Genomic DNA, 17861 nt, shown 5'->3' with positions numbered 1-17861 from the left:
AATACTTCTTTATAAGAAATATGCAGAATTGATGCATTTTTTTGCAGATTATGATGCATAGAGGTTTTATAGTAACATCATCAAGACAAGGGATGGTGCTTATGAAGTATTCAAGCAAAGAACAGAACAGGAATGAGCGCAGCACTTACGCTGAGACAGAGAGGTCTTTCGCCCGCTGCAATTATCTCAAAGTTAAGTTTGGTATCTTTGCAACATGTTGTTTTATTTTGTTTGTTGCCATTTTGCTCAAAGGTACCATCCTATAATCTCTTGAGCCCCCTCATATTTCAGACTAGCTCCAGATGCGTTTCCCAGCATCTGGAGTTTTTCATTTATCATCTTCATTTACGGTCTCATCTTTCCTGTTATTTTTTTGACGCTCAATCTTATACTGCGTCTGTCTGCGCTTCGCTGCGATCCTTTTCTGTTTCTTTTCGGCTTCCCGCTCAGCCGAACGGTCGGGAAGAATCCCACCGGCTTCCAAGGCTCTCGGCCATGGTCCAAGAAATGATTTGATCGCCGCAACTTCTTCTACCGTAAAATCTGATTTCTTCGGATACCTGTTCAACCTCTTATAAGCTTCCTGAAGCATTTCTATACAGTCTTCTCTCGTCGTAAATCTGTCAGCCATAAAATGAATATGTCTCCTTTCTGCGTAATTGCTCTTTCTATAATAAATACCGGCTGTCACATCGTCAGATTTGTATATCCAACTTATGACAGCCGGTATCAAGATCCTGTTATGATCTTATATTATGATCCAATCATTTGCAATTCCGTATTACTTTGTCTTTACGGTCTTTACCTTACTGTAAACGCTGTAATACTTCTTGCCACCGATCTTCTTATATGATCTTACCTTTACATAATATTTCTTACCCTTTTTCAGGTTCTTTATAACAGCACTTGTCTTCTTGCTGCTTACTGATGCGCTCTTAGCGTTCTTGAATGACTTATTTGTTGCATATGTGATCTGGTAACCACTTGCGCCGGAAGCTTTCTTATAAGAAACCTTGATTGCCTTGGTCTTATATGCTGCAGCCTTCTGTACAGTCGGTGTTGCAGGTACAACGATCAGGGTGATCGTGCCTGTTCCCTTCTTGTAATTAGCTGTTGCTGCGGCTGTTACTTTGATCTGTACCTTTCCCGGCTTCTTAGCTGTAACAAATCCGGACTTCTTGTTTACGGTTGCAACCTTCTTATCAGAAGATGTGTAAGTAACTGTACCCTTAACAGATGGTCTTAATGCAATATATTTATTATATACATAGATTGTCTGTGATGAGATCGTCTGTGATGCCTTCTTGATCACAAATGTACTCTCTGCTGTACCTGTATAACTACCCTTACCTGTAACAACTACTTTTGCAGTTCCTGCATTCTTGTTATCAGAATATTCTACAGTATAATCATCTGCTGATAATTCTTTGCCACCAACAGTAACTGTAACAGCCGGCTCCTGTTCTTTGCCGGTATATGTAACATCCGAAACTGTGACTACTGTATTTTCAGCAGTAATCTGAACGCCCTCATTCTTCTTAACAGTCAGACTTATAACCAGTTCTGCTGCCTCATAATTATCTGTCTCAGCCGCCTTGATCGTAATATCAGCAGTACCAACTGCCTTTACTGTTACCAGACCAGTCTCGTCTACAGAAGCTATGTCATCCGCTGAAATAGTGTATGTAAGTGCACCCTTAGCCTCAACTGCAAGAGCAAATGGTTCTGCACCCTCTACTACTTCCAGCGTTGTAGATGCAACTACGATTTCCTGCTTTGCCTTTTTAATCTCAAAGGTTGTCTGAACCTGTCCACTATATTCATTCTTACCTTTGATCGTACAGGTAGCAGTTCCTGCATTTACATTATCGGTAAATATCACATCATAGTTCTCTGCTGTCAACAGCTTATCATCCAGATATACCTTTACTTCCGGTTTTACTTCTTCTCCTGTATAAACAGCTTCTGCAACTTCAATCTTTGTATTGTCTGTTGTCAATACCTTTTCTATTGCAAGCTTATAATAAGCGGTTCTTCCTGCTCTGGATGTGATATGGAATACAACTCCATCTGTCAGATCCACGCTGTCTGAAAGACCATCTACTGTTACATAATGAGAATCTGCTTCTGTCTTATAATTAACTGCTAACTTCGTAATATCTGAACCAGTTATACGATCTGACTTAATCTTTACAACAAATGGATCTGCTTCTGTACCGGCTCCGGCAAGTGTCTCACCATTTACCTTGTAAGTATAACTTGGCTGCCAGTTGTCATCATATGCTGTCTCTGTCTCAAATGCAAATGTATTATTCTCAACTGTAAGTTCTTTTAATACCGGGAGTCCTGCATATGCAGATGCTACATCCGCACCTGTAAGCTCATAATGGAATTCCAGTGTATCTCCATCATTTAATGTAACTGTTCCCAATCCACTATTTGTAAAATCATCATGGTTATATGAGAACATCCAGCCTGACATTGTATATTCAGCCTGAACAGTCAGTCCATTAATAGATTCCATATATGGTCCATATCCTGTATCTGTCAGAACATATGGAATATTGTTCTCCTTTAATGCCTTTTCGACAGCATCCACTGCAGTCGCTGCATCAACTTTTACTTCATCAAGGACAACACCATCAGAAGATGCTCCCTCAATTCCTGCATTTACTGCGGTATAATCATATATACCGACCTTTACAGTTCTTACTTTATCGATAGCTTCATTCAAATCATTATATAATTTTATAAATGCCTGTTCATCCTGTGTTGTCAGAACCTTTGAAAGAATATCGATAACAGGAGCAACACGATCAAGTAATTCTTTATCTGAAGCTCTGGAAACAGTCTCTGTTGTCAGTGCTTTTACCGCTGCTATATCAGAAGCAGCTACAAAAGCAGCCTGATCCTCAGTATATGTATTTCCTACCTCATTCGTACATGAATATACAGATCCGGATATTATCATATCCTCTGCCTCTCCTGCAAATGCTGTAACATCTGTTGTAGCACCGCTTCCTGTAACCGTTCCGGCACTGTAGCATCCTGTCATCTCTGTGCTGGCATTATTTGATTCTCTACCATTGAAGATACCTGCGATTCCTCCAACATACTCCTTACCGGAAATCTCACCTGCATTATAGCAGTTAATAATCTTGTCTCCAGGAGCAAATGCATTGTATTCATCATGAGTACCAAGAATACCACCCACTCTGTTCTTTGCTGTAATAGTACCATAGTTTGTACAATTCTTTATCGTAATATTGCAGCTGGACATGGATCCTAAAATACCACCTACAGTTCCACCATTCTCAGCTTTGATCGTACCATAGTTTACACAATTCTCTATTACTGAATTCGTTAAGCTGCTTGTATTACAATATCCTGCAATTCCACCAATATTAGCATAAGAATTTGTTCCTGTGTATGTAATATTTACTTTAGAAACACAGTTTGAGATCAATGCCGGATTATCTTTTGTTCCCTGATTGAGATAACCAACAATCGCACCGGCAGCTGTCTTGGTAGCTATATAAATATTACCTTCTACTGTCAGGTTTCGTACCTGTCCCTTTTCCAATCCAAAGATTCCTGAATAAGATGTATCGTTCTGATACAAATTCTTAATCGTGTGTCCCTGTCCATCAAAAGAACCCGCATAAATAGTATTAAAATCACCAATCGGAGTCCACTGATAACCTGCAAGATCAATGTCTGCCGTTAACACTACATCAATTGAAGCCTTCTTATTCACATTTACTTCATTTGCAAACCAGTAGAACTCAGCTCCGCTTCCGATCTGATATACACCATCAACCTGCTTTGGTTCTGTCTTTGTCGTTCCATCCCATGCAAGTTCAGAAGATGGAGTCAGGTATAACTTCTGCACAAGACCGCCTGTTGTATCCTCCGGAATCTCAAAAGATCCTTCTTTATACATATAACCTGCAGCCTTAATAGCATATGAATATGTTTTGCCCGCAAGTCCCTTGAATGCGCCGTCTGTTACAGTTGTAACATTTCCTTTTTCATCCTTTACGCTGATTGTGTAATCTTTAATCTCATTCTGTGTCTTTCTGTCATTAACACTTAATGAAACATTTACAAATCCTGCATCTGCAAGCTTAAATTCCATCTTTGGAAGTCTGCCCATATATGCGGTACCTGTACCGGCTGCCATCTGCATAGGTTTTCCAACAGAATGTTTGATCTGTCTGTGTGAACCATAGACTGAACCAAATCCTGATTCAAGAAGACATCCGTCTAAAGTAAATGTATCCTCTGTATAATAAGTTGGAACAGTAACTGTTACTGTCTGTGCAGCCGGAGTAGCCGCATATGGATACTGAGTTGTCTTGCCCTTATATACATTACCCTCATCATCTGTCAGATAGATAGTACCATACATATTATATACACCTGCCAGTTTGTTAGCAGGAATATATGTACCATTATAAGAACGCTTTCCGTCTTCTGTTCTCTCGCCATAGGAAATCACAATAGAATCACCTGCTGTAAGCTTATCCGCAGTTATATCATTTCCATCGGCATCTTTATAGGTATATGAAACCTCTACCTCTTTTGCACGAATTACCTGATAGGTACTAACTCCGTTCTTTGTAACTTTAACAACATTAGGACCTTCTGTCAGTCCTGCAATCGTATAGCTTCCATCCTCATTCTCTGTAATATCTTTTGCCGAGAAACCACCATATGTCAGTTTTCCACCAACGATCTCCGGACGAAGAACGGATACAGATACTCCGCTTTCCGGTGCAAATGTATACTCTGCGCCTTCTGTTCCCTTCAGATAATAAAGAACATCAAGCTGTGAATCGATTCCGTCTGCTGCAGTTTTTGCCTTTTCTGAATTCTTTCCTTCGTTGATTGTCATATTGGTCTGAATGCCGGTTCCATCCTGATCAACAGTTACTACAACAACACCTGTATTTTCCGGCCAGATCGCACTGAAGTTTGTTCCGCCCATATTTTTGCTTGCCATATTGATCTCTGCATCATATGTTACCAGAATAAGTGCTGTTCCTTCGGATTTCGCCTGAATCTCTGCGACCTCGGAATGGGCTCCCGGTGTAACTGAAATTACATCGTTGGAAGGGTTTCCATTTTCATCAATAACTGTATAATGGAAATCCGGTTCTGCTATTTTAGAATTCATAAAGCTTTCAATCGCCTGCCAGTTACGGAAACATTCCAGACTATACGTCTCACCCTTCTTCATAGAAAGATATCCACGCTCATCTGATGTAAGATAAATATCTGCAACATCATACAGGTTCTTGGATAGATCATGATATACAGTATCCGGATTATAGGAATCATCCCCAATATACATATCTGCTTTTGTAACCGTATAATCTGCATCCTGACTTGTTGAAACCCAGTTCCAGTAAGTTACACCGCCTGCACCGGATACACGATAATAATAAGTAGTACCACTTCCGAGATTATACTCATATGTATCATAACCTTCTTCGGCAGATTCTATCTTTGTACCTGTTTCATCTCTGTAAATATAATAGGTTGACAGGATTCCGACACGAAGCTCAGCTCCTTCCGGTACAGTAAATGTTACCTTTCTTGCTGCCGGTGCGGATATAGAATATCCATAGGAACGGCTTGAAGTGATTGTATTGGATACCACTTTCGAAGCATAAGCTGACACACGCTCTCCTAAAGGTGTAACCGTCACCTCAACCATATCAGCAGCATAACAAAGTGCTGCATATCTCGCATAATCAGTTGCAGTTGCTGCCTGCATCAGTCCAAGAGACGCATGACGATCTACACTATCCGGTGACATAACCTTAGATGTGATTGTATAATCTTTGCCTTCTGTCCAGTATACCTTTGAACCGTCAACTGTGTCTGCATTTGTACAGGCAATTCCTGTTACGCTATATAATGTATATGACTGCCCAGCATCATCGGTAACAACCAGATCGATCGAACCCATATCTACCTTTTTATCATTCACTAATTTATAACCTGATAAACGATATGTTCCTTTTTCAAGTCCAACTGTATATACATGATTACTGTCCGGATGTCCAGCCGCCACTGTCTTTCCATCTGCATCTGTAAGAGTCATATATGGTGCATCGTTATTCATTTTGATTGATACAAGATTTCCGTTAAGTTTTTTGATTTTCAATTCCGCATCTGCAACATCATCTGCTGATGCATTCAGGTCTGTCATAACTGCCAGAAGCTCTGCATTTAATGATGCATCTTTGGCAATTTCTTCTTCATTCTCTGCATATAATGTATACAGATCAGTCTTATCCTGTGTTACATAATATGCCTCATTTCCTTCAAATCCACATCCAATATCTGCTCCATAACCGGCAAGTGTAAACTGCCAACGGAGAACATTGGTATTTGCTCCGGTCCCCCGGTCTACAAGATATGCTCCTGCACTTGTGTTGCAAGGTACATTATCATCTGTGATCATCCAGCCTGACCATGATGTGTAATCAAATTCTCCGAGTCCGGAACCGGTTTTGTCATCCAGCTCCAGATCATTTCCATTGTTACGTGTCTTATATGCATCCAAGAGTGCTGTTGGAACTTTTACAGTTCCTTTATCAATGCCTTTGATATTTGACAGATAGAAGTTGCTGTCATTATAGGCACTTGATCCTGCAGGCTCTGTCTGAAGTCCTGCTTTCTTGAAAAATGCATAAGTTGCCTGTGAAACGGTCAATTTAGACAGATCAATGTCTATCCCTTCCTGTTTCCAGACGTTTCCAATCTCTTCATAAGACATACGGGTCGGTGTGATATAAAATCCCTGTCCGATCGTAAAGCCCTCAAGAGACAGCACAACATATTTTGTGCTGTAATCGGTCGTGCTTTCATCTTCTTCCGCTGCCGCAACATTCTGAATACCATAACCTGCATTTACTGCAAATGGCACGAATAAAACTGCGCACGCAAATAAAAACGAAAGCACCAGTGTCCTGATTCGTTTCATTTCGTAGATTCCTTTCTTTATAAATATGTAATTGTTGGTTCTAAGCAGGGGAATAATATTCTTCATCATCTGCTTTTCCCACGCCCAAAAGCTGTATAGGCAATAATGTCTTACTGCCCATCTCCGCCGAACTGGTCCTGTCTTATACAGGTGGCGGAAAAATCTCATGAAATCTGCGGGTATTCTGACTGAAAGGCTGATGCCTTAACACAGTAATGGCGGTTGCACCGGATTCTCACCGAATTTCCCCCTGATCAGATGCGAAAAAGACTGCATCCGAGCAGATTCTGCCACTATGAAATTTACATGCTTTATCTTAATTCCTGCCTTGCCAAATGTCAACAAATATCCTGTTATTTGCGTTATATTGTCATGTACTCCCTATTCTATGCATAGATATGAATAACAGCGTATCCCGGGTGATTTCCATGAAGCCAGCAAATGCCTCTATTCTAAGAAAAATCAATCGCAAGCTTGTATTCGGCCTGATCTTCTTCTGTTCCTTATCGGTTCTCCTGCTTTTCTATTATAAGCCGGATACTTCTCCCGATACAGATAATCAGTCAGTGCCGGTTCCCGAAGTAGTTCCTGATACTTCAGAGACAAATGATACGTCATCCAAATATATCATTACTCTTGACCCTGGACACGGCGGCTATGATCCGGGAAAGATCGGGGTAGATGACTCTCAGGAAAAGAATATCAATCTCCGGATCACCCTTGCCCTAAAACAGAAACTGACCGACATGGGCTTTGTCGTCTATATGACCAGAGAGGATGACAGTTCCCTGAATACCGAAGCAACAGGAACGATGAAAAACTCAGACTTGAACCATCGTATTCAGATTGTTGCAGATCATCAGTCTGATCTGTTCATCAGTATCCACCAAAACAGTTTCACCGATCCTTCAGTACATGGTGCTCAGGTTTTCTATTTAACAGACTCAAAACAGGGGAAGCTGCTCGCCGAAAGTATCCACGGCTCGATTCAATCCAATATCGATCCCGATAATGAAAGACCTGTAAAAGGAAATGCCGAATACATGATCCTGAAAAAAAGCCCCTGTCCTGCCGTCATTGTTGAGTGCGGCTTCTTAAGTAACCCAGATGAATGTAAAGCACTTACTTCTGCCGATTATCAGGATGCCATGGCCGCTGCGATAGCTGAAGGTATCTGGTATTTTATAACAGAATACGGCGATACACTGACAGAATAGAAAAAAGGCAGGGACACCTTATATGCGCCCTGCCTTCAATTATTTTGTGCATGGTCATATCAGCAAATTTTTCTTTTTGTAATCTTCTACAAATTATCTGCTGATATCTATTTTGATTTATTTGGTTAAAGTTTCTTTCTTATATGGAAAATTGACTCTGTCTGCCCACCGATTCCCATGTGCATTCTTACATAATCAAACTGTGATGTGTGAATATTAATCATATCATGGACAACCCTTTAGGCATAAACAGCATTTGTCATATACAGATCATTAAACGGATATTCACAGGCATAAAAAAACCACCCGTGCCGAACCACATGAAAGGTTCATAAGATGTCTGTATTTATATTACCCTATCTGAAGCCGTTTGCCAACCCATTTTTTAAAATTATGGTCAAACCGCAGTCAAATATATGAATTATGAACCCAATCTCCTTTTGTTACATAATTTATACTGTGGATATATCTTTATTCATTACACACAGATTTTTTATAAATTATTTCATATTTTTTCACATTATACCCTATTTACTTGTTCGTCAAATATGGTAAACTATAGGTGCGTTTTAATACACAATTGCATGACTTGTTTTCTACCCATCCGGGTAACTATCAGAAATGGGGTGATCCTATTGAAAATTGAACGCTTAAGTGAAAATCAGATCAGATGCACATTGAATAAAGCAGATTTAGCAGACAAACAATTAAAAATATCCGAACTCGCATATGGTTCTCCAAAGGCAAAGGAGCTGTTTCGCGAAATGATGCAGCAAGCATCCAACGAACTCGGATTTGAAGTTGATGATATACCTCTGATGATCGAGGCCATCCCAATCTCATCAGAATGCCTTATATTGATCGTAACCAAGGTTGAGGATCCGGAGGAATTAGATACCAGATTCTCAAGGTTCACAAAAGATACGGATGCTGATGATACCGACTATGACGATGAAGAAGATGATTACGATAACGAAGATCTTACTTTTTCCTCCGATGACGACGATAACGTCATATCCGGCCAGATCAATATCGGAATCAACGGAGATTCTTCTCAGGTACCGGAAGCAATCTTTAATGCTCTGGAAGGCTTCGTAAACAGCTTATCAAGTATCACAGGTAATAATGCAGAGATCACAACGAATTTTGATACCCCTGCATCCACTCCTGAATCAAAGGAAGAAGAAACACAGAAAGCCTTGACAAGACTTATCGTGTTTGATTCATTGAATACTGTGATCCAAGCCTCCAAGCAGATTGCCGGCTTTTATTTCAGTACCAACACATTATATAAGAATCCGGTAGATAAGCGCTTCTATCTTCTGTTCACAAACGACCAGAATACCATACCGGAATTCAATCGTGTCTGCTATATACTTGGTGAATACGGTTCATCTCAAAAGATGACATCAGCGACACCTTATCATTTCAAAGAACATTATAAGATGGTTATTGAAGATGAGGCAGTACAGACACTGTCTGCTCTATAAATATTTATTCAAGGGAAGCTTGATTCCTGTATATTTTTACAATTGAAAAGATTCAGATACAGCATTTTCTGTTACATCCGAATTTCTGTACAAAAAAAGAACCATTCCTGTCAATACTCTTCCGGGAATGGTTTCTTTTTTACAGATCTGCTGCTCGGGCTGTTACAAATCACTATGCCTGCTGCTCCTCTTTCTTTGCAAGATAATCATTAATCTCAACTTCCAGCTCTGCAGCATCTAAACCGTGAACGGCTGCTGCTTCCTCTAATGTCTCTCCTGCTGCTGCAAGGCATCCGATACAATGCATACCTGCCGCCATAAGAATTGCAGCATTTCCTGCATCTACCGCTAAAATATCATTTATAAGCATATCTTTACTGATCTTTGCCATGTGGATATTTCCTCCTGTTTCCTGTATTCTTCATTGATTTTATGACATTTTTCGATTCCAAAAATATCTTCATTATTATAGTATACACAATTTTAATTGTCTATCCTTTTATATGAAAAAAAGCTAGGCAAACTCAAGTTAGCACAGACTAATTTTTTACAAATCACTTCATTTCACTTGATATAAAAAACTTTTTGATTTAGAATAGGTAACGAGATGTGATTATTATTACTAAAAGGAGGACAATCATATGGCATTCGTAATTGGTGATTCATGTATCGGTTGTGGTTCATGTGCAGGTTCATGCCCAGTTGGAGCTATTAGCGATAACGGTGGTGTTTTCGTTATTGATGGTTCACAGTGCATTTCATGTGGCGCATGTGCAGGTTCATGTCCTGTTGGAACAATTTCAGAGGAGTAATCCACACAGAACGTTGTTATCATAATATAGAAAAGCTGCCGGAATCGGCAGCTTTTCTTTTTATTTTATATACGGCAGAACTCAAACCTTTTGTGTAATGTCTTTGACCCCTTCTGTATATCTTTTCAATTCTACTCCTGAACATAGGAATAAAGTTCATTATTTCCCTTACTCATAGAGGCTTCATATTCTTTTCTTGACACCCGCACTTCTTCATCCAGTACAGGATCATAGTATCTGACCGCCTCACTGTTATAGCTGACGATCAATACATACCTTCCGTCATTTATCCTGCTGATAACCGGAATACCCCTGCCGATATATCCAAATACAAGATCTAATGAAATACCGGAGATATCTGCACCCGGATATTTACCGAGTACAGTGAGTGTCTCTACCGGATCTGTATACGATGCCTTCATCTCATCGTATGTCAGATCTGTAACGCCCTCATAGATCAGTGTCATATAAACGCAATCCCAAATGGAAGCTTCCACACTCTTTGAGCTCTGATGATAGATTGACGATGCAATCGTATTATACTCCTGTGTCTCTGACTGTCTGTATACGACTTCGCCATCTTTGGATACTACGATACCCGATATCTTTGTTGCCCGATTGATTGCATCTCCTGCCTTATCATAAATACCTGTCAGCCCCAGGTTATCATATACCATATATCCTGCATACTCATCTTCAACTGTAATAAGCATATCTGAGGAACGATTCGTTACAGTATTCTTCGTTATATTCAGATATGGTACATATGTCAGATAAATATTCGATGGAACCGTAAAATAAAGCTTTGATATACCACCGGATGAACTTCTTGTCACAGTCTGTATTCTTGCTACAGCATCATCTTCTTTGAAAGTGATGAAATCATCGTCTGTCTGCTTAAAATTTTCTCCTGACTTCACTCCTCTGGTCATATAGATCAGATTATCTTCAATCCGAACATCTACAATATAAGTATCGCCCTTTTCGTACTCTTTGATCTGTTCTCCATTTTCATCCACAATAAACAATTTATAAGACGGTATCTTGCTGTATACAGATTCTGCCAGTCCCGCCTTTGCAAATGATTCCTGATCCAACTGCATAGAATTATCTGCCACATCACAGATTCCATAAATCATATCTGAATTCTTAAAGCCATAACATATCAGACTCTTACCTGCACCGGAATCAAAAGTATATGTCTGTCCGGTTTTCAGATTCACCATTGTAAGAACGGAATTATCCGTACTGTTATCAGAACTGTCATATGCGATCACTTCCATATTATCTGATACATATACATGATCGAGTGATACCTGATCTATAAAATAAGATAACTGTTTCTGATCCACATTAATGCAATTCACTTTATTTCCAAGCATAAAATAAAAATTAGTACCATCATAATAGGTAAGTCTGGATACTTCATCCTTCATTGCTGCATATGGCTCATTGCATTCAGCAAATACCAGTTCAGTCACTTCCATAGTTGCAGCATCATAAGAACACAGACTGATTCCAAGCTTGCCTTCATGTGCGCCACGGTTCATATAACCATATACCGCAAACTTGATATTTCCATCATCATCCATCGATATAATGTTAATATCATAATGATCATATGTGTTTCGAACATTCTCCACATCATCCATCCAGAAACCAAATACCATAGATATCTGATTTTCAGAATAATTATACAACCACAATTGTCCATTTCTTACAAATGCGATTTTCTTATTATCTGAACTGTATTTGTAGTCTAATTTCTTATCCAGAACAATACCGATCTCATAGACATTATTCTTATTATCGACACCGGTTCTGTTGAAATATTCATCCACATACCGATCAAAGTTCATAACCGAGATCGTACCCTCATCAGCAGATGCTTCGCCATCTCCGGAGCCTGTATCTCCGGTTGAGTCCTCTGCTCCGGCACCAGTCATATCACCGGTTTTCTCACTGTCTGTCGTGTCATCCGGCTGCAGTTCTTTGTAACTCACACGATAGTATTCCCTAATAGAGTAATAATCTGTTTCTCCGTTTGAATCCTCTGTCATCGTTACATAGTCTAATTCGATCACGGCATAATTTACATCAATCTCTTTAATCTGTGGAATGATCGATGTAATACGAATCGGGTTCATTCCGCTCCAGATCAGATCCTTGTAACTGCTGTTCAGATTCATATGTCCCATGGATACGCTATCATCATCTTGCCCTTTATATGCCTGCATATACGGATAGATCAGGGATGCTTCTTCATAAGTATCAAACTCAAATGTTGCAGCATTGAATTTCTGTACAAAATCAAGCAGCTCATCTGCGTGATAATTGTCATTGATCACAATTCTTGTATAATATCGAACCGTTTCTTCATCCTTTCCGTCAAGCTTGAATACAAGCATATATTCTGTATCTGGCTTTATATCCATACGAATCTCGATATCAAACATCTGATAGCCGTTTTCTTCCCCATCCGATTCAAGATCACCATTCTCGATCAATGAGTCACCCGATATCGATCGAAGCTCATAGCTGTAATCTTTTGCATAACCATTCTTATCATCTACTGCAAGCCGCACCTTCTTATCATCTGTAACCGGGGTAATGCAGTCTCTGAACAGAGTGGTATCAACTACCGTTGTATAACCATGAAGGCAGTTAATATATCTGCCCTCATAGTCTACATATACTAAAGGCAATGTGGCATTCTCCATTTCCATTGCCAGATTCTTATATTGTCTATTCTGAAATTTATCAACTAAAAAAATAGTAATCACAAAGAAAACTGCCATTACTATTATTCTCATAATAAGTGTTCCTATTTTCTTCACAGGTAAAATCGTCTCCTACATCTTCTGTAGCGCTCACGTCTACAGTAAAATTCATTACAGATCAATGTTTCTATCAAATTACGCATCATACAGTTACCACAACCATTTCCCCTCGGTACATACGGAGGTTCTGATGGTGCCGCTTCCATATCCAAGTGGATATCAATATCCCGATCGGGAAGTTCCGCATAGACATCTCTTGCTATTTTACGGATAACCTCTGCATCCGGATATTCCGCAAACATCGGACTTCCAGCATATTCCAATTTATCACATTCTTCTTCTACCATTGCACTGATGCGCCGTACCCGTTCAGGGTACATCTCTTTCAGATATGCCCAGTCCTTTTCCGCACGGCTGAGATCTTCATTTGGATCATCCGGCAGGAGCAGACCTGACATACCTCTTGTCAGACTATATACATTTCCATTCTTTATCAATCCTCTTATATTCGTATCCTTACCGTCATATGGAATGTATTTGAATTCGTTCTGCATACAAATCTCCCTGTCTACAATCTTAATTACTATTAGTATATATGCAGACAGAGAGACTTATGTTACTGAAAAACTGTTTTTCTCTGAATTTAATCGCCAAATGAGATTCCAAGCGTTTTTGCCGCCAGTACAGTATCGTCATCCAGAGATACATATTTGAGCTTTCCTGCTGATTCTGATAATGGAATAGCAGTTACCATATTATCCTTGAATACAACGAGCTTTCCGAAATCCTTTGCCTTGATCAGCTCCGCAGCCTTTGCACCGAATCTGGATGAGATCACTCTGTCATATGGGCATGGGCTTCCACCTCTCTGTGTATGACCGGGAATCGCGATACGGATATCCTGTGTTGTGAACTCCTTGAGCTTGTCTGCCATCTCATATGCAACAGATGGATACGGAGAATTTGCGATTACTTCCTTTCTCTTTTTCTTTGGAAGCTCAGCAACCTCTTTGGAGATTGCTCCTTCTGCTACTGCAACGATAGTAAAGCCTTTATTGTTCTTCGTTCTCTTATCGATTGCTTCATATACTTTCTTGATATCATATGGGATCTCAGGGATCAGGATAACATCTGCGCCACCCGCAATGCCTGCGTGTAATGTGATCCATCCAACCTTGTGACCCATAATCTCTACAATAAAGATACGATTATGGGATGCTGCTGTCGTATGAATACAGTCAATCGTCTGTGTTGCCACATCAACAGCACTCTGGAAACCAAATGTCATATCGGTTCCCCAAAGATCGTTATCGATCGTCTTTGGAAGACCGATTACATTTAAACCTTCCTCGCTTAACAGATTTGCTGTCTTCTGCGAACCATTTCCTCCTAATACACACAGACAATCCAGCTTCAGCTTCTTGTATGTGTCCTTCATGGATTTCACCTTATCAAGACCATCCTCTGTCGGTTCTCCCATAAGTTTAAATGGCTGTCTGGAACTACCAAGAATCGTTCCACCCTTTGTCATAATGCCTGAGAAATCATCCGGCTGCATCTTGATATACTGTGCTCTCATCAAGCCCTTATATCCATTCAGGAAACCATAAATCTCTACTTCATCAAATAACTCGTACAAACCCTTTGCTACACCACGCATGGTTGCATTCAGTGCCTGACAATCGCCGCCACTGGTAAGTAATCCAACTCGCAACATTCCTAAACACCTCTTTCTTCTTTTATATGTAAAACATTATTTAATTGTCCCTATAAATATACTCTGCCTTCTAATGCCCGAAGAAGCGTCACTTCATCAATGCATTCCAGATCTCCGCCTACCGGTACACCACTGGCTATCCTGCTCACTTTGATGCCTGCCGGCTTGACCAGCTTCGATATATACATCGCCGTTGCTTCACCTTCCGGTCCCGATCCTGTTGCAATGATCAGTTCATCTACATCTCCCTGTAACCGCTTCATCAATTCTGCGATCTTGATATCTGCCGGTCCGATTCCCAGAGATGGATTGATCACTCCATGCAGTACATGATACACACCATCATACTGATTCGTTCGTTCATATGCTGCCAGATCCCTCGGAGTCTCAACAACCATAATCACCTTATGGTTTCGATTTGCCGATCTACAGATCGGACAGAGATCACTGTCGGTAATCGTATAACAGTTATTGCAGTATCTTATCTTCTTCTTTGCATTTACGATTGAATCTGCCAGTGCCTGCGCACGTTCCTCCGGCATACTGATTATGTGGAATGCCAGTCTCTGTGCTGTCTTTGCTCCGATACCCGGAAGTCTGCCAAGTTCTTCGATCAGACGGTTTACTTCACCACCATATATATCCATTAGAACGGTAAGCCTCCAAGACCCATACCGCCGGAAATCTTATTCATATTCTCCTGATAATCTTCATCCTGCATACGGAATGCTTCATTGACAGCAGAAATGATCAGATCCTCTAATGTCTCGATATCATCAGGATCAACAACTTCAGGATCCAGCTTGATCTCCATTAATTCCTTCTTACCGGAAACCTTTGCTGTAACAACTCCGCCACCTACAGAAGATTCATATATCTTGTCTTCTAATTCCTTGGTAGTTGTCTCCATCTGTTTCTGCATTCTCTGTGCCTGTTTCATTAAGTTGTTCATGTTACCAGGCATCATACCCATATTATAGCCGCCTCTTTTAGCCATTTTATATGTCCTCCTTGATTCTTAACTCTTTTTTATGTTTTTATTCATACTGAATAGCAAAATTGATTTTCGTAAGATCATTCGCCTCGATCTCCTGTGCTGCATCACTGTTCTTTGAGACAACCTTCAACTCGATCTTTACCTGTCTTCCGGTCACTTTCTCTATATGCTCCCGTAATGCTGCCATTCGTTCTTTTCCTTCAAAATAAGCGATTGCCTGCTTATTATCTTCATTCTGAACATATGCCAGATACAGACCATCCTTGGCTTCATTAATATTGATCCTTGCTTTCTCCAAAAATTTCTTCGTAATATTCTGATATCCATCCATGATGATATCCCATTGCTCTACGAACTCTCTTAATTCATTATAATTCGCTTCCGGCAGTTCTTTCTTCAGCTGTTCTGACAGTTTCTTCGATGCTGCTTCTATATCTGCTTCTCCCATTGCAGGTGCATTTCCTATCTGCATTCCTTCCTGCTTCAGTCTTGTGCAGATCTGATCCAGCAATTCCTGTGATACTGCTCCGGCACCCTGCACTGTTGCTCCTGCCGATGCTATAACACCTTCTGATACCGAGCTTTCTATACCATTGTTCCCGGCAACCACTAATCCGGCAGCTCCACTCTCTAACTTCTGTTCCAGAACTCGGACCCGGTCAAGCAGCGCACTGTAATCTGTCTCCATCTCCGGTTTGCATAATTTGATCACTGCAAGCTCCAGAACGATACGCTTCTGAACCGCATATTTGATATTTGCCGATGTATCCGAGAATATATTGATATAACGAATGAGTGCATCCGTATCGATCTGTGCTGCAAGCTGTCTTAACCGCTCCAGATTCTCTGCTGACATATCAAGCTTCTGATCTGCCTCCGGTGAAACCTTCACCAGCAGTACATTTCGAAGAAACCATGTGAATTCCGAAACGAACCGGGACAACTCACGCCCCTGCCATACGACCTCATCTACCAGATCGATCGCACCGACAACATCGAGCTTTATCACACAGTCAAGCAATCTGGCAAATACATCAATATCGACTGCACCGATCGTATCCAGAACATTCTCGTATGTCAGTTCTTTACCTATATTAAAGGCTATACACTGATCCAGAATACTAAGTGCATCTCGCATAGAGCCATCCGCCGCTTTGGCGATATAATCAACTGCTTTCTTCTCAGCTTCGATCTGCTCTCTGCCAAGCAGCTCCATCAGACGATCACTGATCGTTTCTACTGAAATCCTACGAAATTCATACTTCTGACATCTTGATGATATCGTAATCGGAATCTTATGTGATTCTGTTGTTGCCAATATAAAGATGACATAAGCCGGTGGTTCTTCCAACGTCTTTAACAGAGCATTAAACGCTCCCTGTGTCAACATATGAACCTCATCGATGATGTATACCTTATATTTTCCTTCCGATGGCGAATACTGAACTTCCTCTCGGATCTGTCTGATATTGTCTACACCATTGTTAGATGCCGCATCGATCTCGATCACATTCATGGATGATCCATCGGCGATTGCACGACATGCCGCACACTCATTACATGGACTACCATTTATCGGGTGCTCACAGTTTACTGCCTTTGCAAATAACTTAGCTATGGATGTCTTTCCGGTTCCTCTGGTTCCACAGAACAGAAATGCATGTCCGATCCTGTTATTTATGATCTGATTCTTTAGTGTTGTTACAACATGATCCTGACCCTTGACTTCTTCAAAAGTATCTGGTCTCCATTTACGATATAATGCCATATAAGACATGACGATTTCCTCCAAAATACAACTAAAGATATTATATCCGAAATGGTGATTGATAGCAATTATTAGTTTTCAAG

The 17861-nt window shown here is 40.4% G+C and carries 12 protein-coding genes and 1 riboswitch; of the genes, 3 read left to right on the top strand and 9 right to left on the bottom strand.

What is annotated here, in order from left to right; translation table 11 throughout:
• Positions 1-328 precede the first annotated feature (328 nt).
• Together GT641_RS06060 and GT641_RS06055 are read right to left on the bottom strand one after the other, a co-directional pair.
• A complete protein-coding gene (locus GT641_RS06060) occupies positions 329-631 on the bottom strand; it encodes a hypothetical protein (protein WP_161117068.1) in 303 nt (100 codons plus the stop codon).
• 150 nt (positions 632-781) lie between these two features.
• Positions 782-6997, bottom strand: a complete 6216-nt coding sequence (locus GT641_RS06055) for an Ig-like domain-containing protein (protein WP_243143704.1) — start codon at positions 6995-6997, stop codon at positions 782-784.
• A gap of 156 nt (positions 6998-7153) precedes the next feature.
• A riboswitch (cobalamin riboswitch) is annotated at positions 7154-7298 on the bottom strand.
• A 127-nt stretch (positions 7299-7425) separates the two neighbouring features.
• Here GT641_RS06055 and GT641_RS06050 point away from each other — a divergent pair.
• Together GT641_RS06050 and GT641_RS06045 are read left to right on the top strand one after the other, a co-directional pair.
• A complete protein-coding gene (locus GT641_RS06050; protein WP_161117066.1) occupies positions 7426-8214 on the top strand; it encodes an N-acetylmuramoyl-L-alanine amidase in 789 nt (262 codons plus the stop codon).
• Between the two features lie 635 nt (positions 8215-8849).
• Positions 8850-9704 carry an adaptor protein MecA gene (locus tag GT641_RS06045; RefSeq protein WP_243143703.1) on the top strand — a complete coding sequence of 285 codons (855 nt, stop codon included), beginning with the start codon at positions 8850-8852 and terminating at the stop codon, positions 9702-9704.
• Positions 9705-9876: 172 nt separating this feature from the next.
• Here GT641_RS06045 and GT641_RS06040 read toward each other — a convergent pair whose 3' ends face one another.
• The gene (locus tag GT641_RS06040) at positions 9877-10095 is read right to left on the bottom strand and encodes a DUF1858 domain-containing protein (protein WP_008400300.1); all 219 of its coding nucleotides are present in this window, start codon (positions 10093-10095) and stop codon (positions 9877-9879) included.
• A 250-nt stretch (positions 10096-10345) separates the two neighbouring features.
• Here GT641_RS06040 and GT641_RS06035 point away from each other — a divergent pair, with 250 nt between their 5' ends.
• A complete protein-coding gene (locus GT641_RS06035) occupies positions 10346-10516 on the top strand; it encodes a 4Fe-4S binding protein (protein ID WP_004852414.1) in 171 nt (56 codons plus the stop codon).
• A 131-nt stretch (positions 10517-10647) separates the two neighbouring features.
• On the opposite strand, the gene GT641_RS06030 is transcribed toward GT641_RS06035, so the two are convergent.
• The 6 genes from GT641_RS06030 to dnaX form a co-directional block, all read right to left on the bottom strand.
• The gene (locus tag GT641_RS06030) at positions 10648-13329 is read right to left on the bottom strand and encodes a hypothetical protein (protein ID WP_192919809.1); all 2682 of its coding nucleotides are present in this window, start codon (positions 13327-13329) and stop codon (positions 10648-10650) included.
• A gap of 20 nt (positions 13330-13349) precedes the next feature.
• Complete coding sequence (locus GT641_RS06025) at positions 13350-13850, bottom strand: hypothetical protein (protein ID WP_008400307.1); 501 nt, start codon at positions 13848-13850, stop codon at positions 13350-13352.
• An 89-nt stretch (positions 13851-13939) separates the two neighbouring features.
• Complete coding sequence (locus GT641_RS06020) at positions 13940-15013, bottom strand: 6-phosphofructokinase (protein ID WP_161117063.1); 1074 nt, start codon at positions 15011-15013, stop codon at positions 13940-13942.
• 50 nt (positions 15014-15063) lie between these two features.
• Positions 15064-15660, bottom strand: a complete 597-nt coding sequence (gene recR, locus GT641_RS06015) for a recombination mediator RecR (protein WP_008400310.1) — start codon at positions 15658-15660, stop codon at positions 15064-15066.
• Complete coding sequence (locus GT641_RS06010; RefSeq protein WP_008400312.1) at positions 15660-16010, bottom strand: YbaB/EbfC family nucleoid-associated protein; 351 nt, start codon at positions 16008-16010, stop codon at positions 15660-15662. Before GT641_RS06010 ends, recR begins: the two co-directional genes overlap by 1 nt.
• Before the next feature lie 40 nt (positions 16011-16050).
• The gene (gene dnaX, locus GT641_RS06005) at positions 16051-17787 is read right to left on the bottom strand and encodes a DNA polymerase III subunit gamma/tau (protein ID WP_161117062.1); all 1737 of its coding nucleotides are present in this window, start codon (positions 17785-17787) and stop codon (positions 16051-16053) included.
• Between the last annotated feature and the right edge of the window lie 74 nt (positions 17788-17861).

This window comes from Clostridium sp. BIOML-A1, from assembly GCF_009874105.1.
GTDB lineage: Bacteria > Bacillota > Clostridia > Lachnospirales > Lachnospiraceae > Coprococcus.
Note: the sequence above shows the minus strand (reverse complement) of the source record. Positions and strands in the feature narration are given on the sequence as shown.

What these genes read in the sequence shown, in the direction of transcription:
- GT641_RS06060 (WP_161117068.1), bottom strand. Translation starts at nt 631, where the DNA reads ATGGCTGACAGATTTACGACGAGAGAAGACTGTATAGAAATGCTTCAG.
- GT641_RS06055 (WP_243143704.1), bottom strand. Translation starts at nt 6,997, where the DNA reads ATGAAACGAATCAGGACACTGGTGCTTTCGTTTTTATTTGCGTGCGCA.
- GT641_RS06050 (WP_161117066.1), top strand. Translation starts at nt 7,426, where the DNA reads ATGAAGCCAGCAAATGCCTCTATTCTAAGAAAAATCAATCGCAAGCTT.
- GT641_RS06040 (WP_008400300.1), bottom strand. Translation starts at nt 10,095, where the DNA reads ATGGCAAAGATCAGTAAAGATATGCTTATAAATGATATTTTAGCGGTA.
- GT641_RS06035 (WP_004852414.1), top strand. Translation starts at nt 10,346, where the DNA reads ATGGCATTCGTAATTGGTGATTCATGTATCGGTTGTGGTTCATGTGCA.
- GT641_RS06030 (WP_192919809.1), bottom strand. Translation starts at nt 13,329, where the DNA reads ATGAGAATAATAGTAATGGCAGTTTTCTTTGTGATTACTATTTTTTTA.
- GT641_RS06025 (WP_008400307.1), bottom strand. Translation starts at nt 13,850, where the DNA reads ATGCAGAACGAATTCAAATACATTCCATATGACGGTAAGGATACGAAT.
- GT641_RS06020 (WP_161117063.1), bottom strand. Translation starts at nt 15,013, where the DNA reads ATGTTGCGAGTTGGATTACTTACCAGTGGCGGCGATTGTCAGGCACTG.
- recR (WP_008400310.1), bottom strand. Translation starts at nt 15,660, where the DNA reads ATGGATATATATGGTGGTGAAGTAAACCGTCTGATCGAAGAACTTGGC.
- GT641_RS06010 (WP_008400312.1), bottom strand. Translation starts at nt 16,010, where the DNA reads ATGGCTAAAAGAGGCGGCTATAATATGGGTATGATGCCTGGTAACATG.
- dnaX (WP_161117062.1), bottom strand. Translation starts at nt 17,787, where the DNA reads ATGTCTTATATGGCATTATATCGTAAATGGAGACCAGATACTTTTGAA.